At 35.4% G+C, this 3,431-nt stretch carries 5 protein-coding genes; all 5 read right to left on the reverse strand.

The genetic code is table 11. The features are described 5' to 3' along the window. Positions 1-742: 742 nt before the first annotated feature. A complete protein-coding gene (locus BLP55_RS16300; RefSeq protein ID WP_091147354.1) occupies positions 743-1,108 on the reverse strand; it encodes a type II toxin-antitoxin system VapC family toxin in 366 nt (121 codons plus the stop codon). Further along, the gene (locus BLP55_RS17120; RefSeq protein ID WP_170826903.1) at positions 1,098-1,265 is read right to left on the reverse strand and encodes a hypothetical protein; all 168 of its coding nucleotides are present in this window, start codon (positions 1,263-1,265) and stop codon (positions 1,098-1,100) included. The genes BLP55_RS16300 and BLP55_RS17120 overlap by 11 nt, the downstream gene beginning before the upstream one ends. A 210-nt stretch (positions 1,266-1,475) precedes the next feature. Continuing rightward, positions 1,476-2,018: a hypothetical protein gene (locus tag BLP55_RS16305; RefSeq protein ID WP_211516850.1), complete on the reverse strand. Its 543-nt coding sequence runs from the start codon at positions 2,016-2,018 to the stop codon at positions 1,476-1,478. A 588-nt stretch (positions 2,019-2,606) separates the two neighbouring features. Beyond that, the gene (locus tag BLP55_RS16315; protein WP_091147364.1) at positions 2,607-3,080 is read right to left on the reverse strand and encodes a macro domain-containing protein; all 474 of its coding nucleotides are present in this window, start codon (positions 3,078-3,080) and stop codon (positions 2,607-2,609) included. Further along, complete coding sequence (locus BLP55_RS16320) at positions 3,068-3,337, reverse strand: hypothetical protein (protein WP_091147368.1); 270 nt, start codon at positions 3,335-3,337, stop codon at positions 3,068-3,070. The genes BLP55_RS16315 and BLP55_RS16320 overlap by 13 nt, the downstream gene beginning before the upstream one ends. Between the last annotated feature and the right edge of the window lie 94 nt (positions 3,338-3,431).

A 3,431-nucleotide genomic window follows, 5' to 3' on the forward strand; every position in this document is an offset into this window, starting at 1 on the left:
TGATACTGTTTTTTTCGACAGGATGGATTTTCTTGTTTGCTCATGGCTGACTAAAATGTTTAATTTTTGGTCAACCTATTTTAGGACGAGGCATGATTTTGCATCTCTGCTAACGTTAGGCCGCTTCCACGAATTTGCGATGTAAGCGAGCTGAGTTGTCTCGGCAAGATAAAAGGTTCTTCGTGAAGACACAACTCCCGGCGACTAAAACCCGCAAATTCTTGGAGCGGCGGTTATGGGCTTTTGCCAGGCAACGAAATTATAAAAAATAAAAAGCCTTTAGAATATTGAATTGGAAGCGACACAAATCATTATCAATTAAAATGAAAGGTTTGCTTGGCCGAAAATATAAATTAGAAATGTAGCTTAAAATATGCTTCGCGCTCCAGAAAGCGACATGAAACTTCGCGGACAACGAAATTCCGGCATGCAAATCATTTATATTAAAATTGCGGTACAACAATTAATAGATAAAAATTCAAGGCAAAGTTTTGGCCAAGCAAACCGGCAGAATAGGAGTAAAGGCTTTTTGTTTTGCTTACGGAAATAATAGATCAAAACACCAAATTGGTTTTCCTGGATGAGGATTCTCGGCAATTGCCCATAACGTTAGGCCGCTTCACGACGTTGCCGACCAAAGCGAGCCGAGTTCTCTCTGCCGAAGATAATGTTTCTTCGTGAAACCACAACGTCCGGCTACCGAAAACCCGGCAATGTCTTGAAACGGCGGTTGTACGACGTTTTACAAATCGATCAAAACCAAATCTAATTCTGAAATCTTCGAAAACCCTTTGTCCGCAGTCACTAAAGGAATACTATAAACCAATCCCGTAGCTGCAATTATTGCGTCGGGCAATTTTATGGAATATTTTCTTTTTAGTTGAATTGTTTGATCTTTAATTTTAGAATTCCAATCAATCAAAAAGCAGTCAGTTAAAAGTGATTTGAGTTTGGTTTCTTCCAATTTCGTCAATCCATGAAAACCCAATAATTCAATTTCTGAAATAAAGGAAACCCCAAAATCATATTCTAGAAACGGTTCGATAATTTTGTTTCCTTCATGAAGATAAATAAGAAAATTTGTATCGGCGATAAAATCAATCTTCATTTTCTCGTACTGAAATTTGATATTTTAACCCGTCGATATTTCTTTTAAGTTTGCCAAAATGTTTTGACAAATTTCCAGATTTGGTCGATTTCTTTAGTTTTTCGCTAAGAATCTTAGAAGTGTTTTTCAAATTTGATTTGTCGATAACAACTGTCATGGCTAGCTATTTTTTCAAAAATACGAAAATATTTCCACGAATGCGTTTCCTAAACGAAAATGTCGTACAACGTGTCGCCGGTAAGCGAATTCGCGATGCCAGCGGACTGAGTTTTCTCTGCCAAGATAAAACATTCTTCGTGAAAACCAAACGTTCAACTTTCCGAAAACCAGCGCAATTAGCTTACCGGCTGTTGTGTGCAGTGCTGAATTATTTCATAAATCTTCTAATCAGTTCTGATAATTCATTTTTATTTTTGATGTGACTAAAAATCCTATTGTATCCGATTATAACCTGACCATTTGTTCGAGCTGCAAATCCGCAATCATTTTTCCATTCGTAATTTGCAACATCATCGTAATCTTTAACCACATCAAACACGCTTTTTCCCTCACAAATAATAATCTTTGGATTGCAAAGTTCAATAAGTTGACCAATCCAATGATAACTTTGTTGCCAAAACATATCAAAAGAATAGTCTTCAATCGAATTCAAACATTTGCTAATATCGCTTTGACTTTTGGTTATCAAAAAATAGAAATTTGTTTTTATTGATTTTTCATTAAACAAATCTCTTATTTCTGGAATAGTAAAACCAGCCATTTGAAATGATGTAATAGTTTCTTTAGCTAAAGTATAACTGTCATTTTCTCCATCCAAAAACTCCATATATGAGTTTTGGCTTTCAGGTTCTATTTTGATTTGTCCTGAATTGTTTGGATTTCCATTCCCAGGATTTATGCCGATGAACATTAATTCTGGATTTAAGATGAACTTGCTATCCCATATATAAAATCCACCGTACAGAGACTTTGCAAATTCATTGTCATCGATCTTTGTTTTAACAAGCAAAAGAGTTTTAAGTACTTCTTTAGACCAATTTTGGTAACTTAAGCTTTCCATCAAAGTGCTGGCGAGTGATGCCCTTTATTTGTTCCGTTAGGGTGTTTCGAACATTTGTTTACTGTCATTGAAGAAATGCTATTGTAACTAGTTCCGCAATACTTACAATTGTATCGGGATTTTTCGCTTCCTTCATACAATTCATGGCTTCCTTTGTTTGGTCCATTTGGATGTCTAGCACATTTATTAATGCTCATTGTTGATATACTAGAATATTTTGTTCCGCAATTTTTACAATAATAGTTTGACATGGTTTATTTGTTAGATGTTGGTTACTCGTTCGGTAGCATTGCACACAACGTTTCGCGCAGTTACGCAGGAGCGTCAGAGCGAACTGAGTTCTCTCTGCCAAGATAGAACTTTCTTCGTGAAAAACGAACGTTCAACTTACCGAAATCCAGCTCTTGCTTAACTGCGCTGTTAGCTGCTGCCCTTAGTTCAGATAAAGTCATAAACATATGTTTCAATTTCTTTCTCTGTCAATGATTTTTCAATTAATGGTTCTATTTTGTCCCAAGTTCCACCAGCAAGTCCACAACCGATTCTTGGCATGTGCACGGAAGCATTTTTGTCTGAAGCAAATTTTCCAATGAATTCAAGTCCGGTTAAAACTGCATCATAACGAATTGGTGCGTTTCCCTTTTCATCTTTGTTGATTTTATGCTGTCCGATTAAATTTGCAATCCAAAGCTTATCTTCGACTTGTACAAACTGAACTTGACCAAGTTTGAAATTTTCTTTAGTCTTAAACCATTCTCTATATTTTAGTTCTGGTTCTGCCCAACGTTTAGAAATTGCCATTACAAATCCTTTTCCCCAACCGCCAATGTCATTGCAAATGTGAACAATGATTTTATTTCCGTCAGTTTTGGGATTTGTTGCATCACCAGTTAAATAGTTCACTTTTGCCATTGATATTCAAAATCGCTTTTATTTATCTCAAAATTTTTGAATTCAGAAACCTCAATTGGTTGGTCAGCAAGAAATCCGAATTCGTCTTCTAAGAATTGTTTGCTATACTTTAGTTTTTTTCCATTTTTATAAACTTCTATTTGTCTAAGTATTTCTCCGTTCTGATCAATTTCAAAGTAATAATCGCAAGTTCCCCATTTCTCGGAATTTTCAAATCGGATTTCGTCAAAATGCCTTTTGTAATAGTGTGTTTTCATAGGCGGTTTCAAATTGCTAACGCAACTTTCAACTAAAATACAATAATTATTTACACTGCAATTTTTTGGATTATCAATTCATTGAAAACCTCTT

The sequence above is a fragment of the Flavobacterium caeni genome (genome assembly GCF_900101895.1).
Lineage (GTDB): Bacteria > Bacteroidota > Bacteroidia > Flavobacteriales > Flavobacteriaceae > Flavobacterium > Flavobacterium caeni.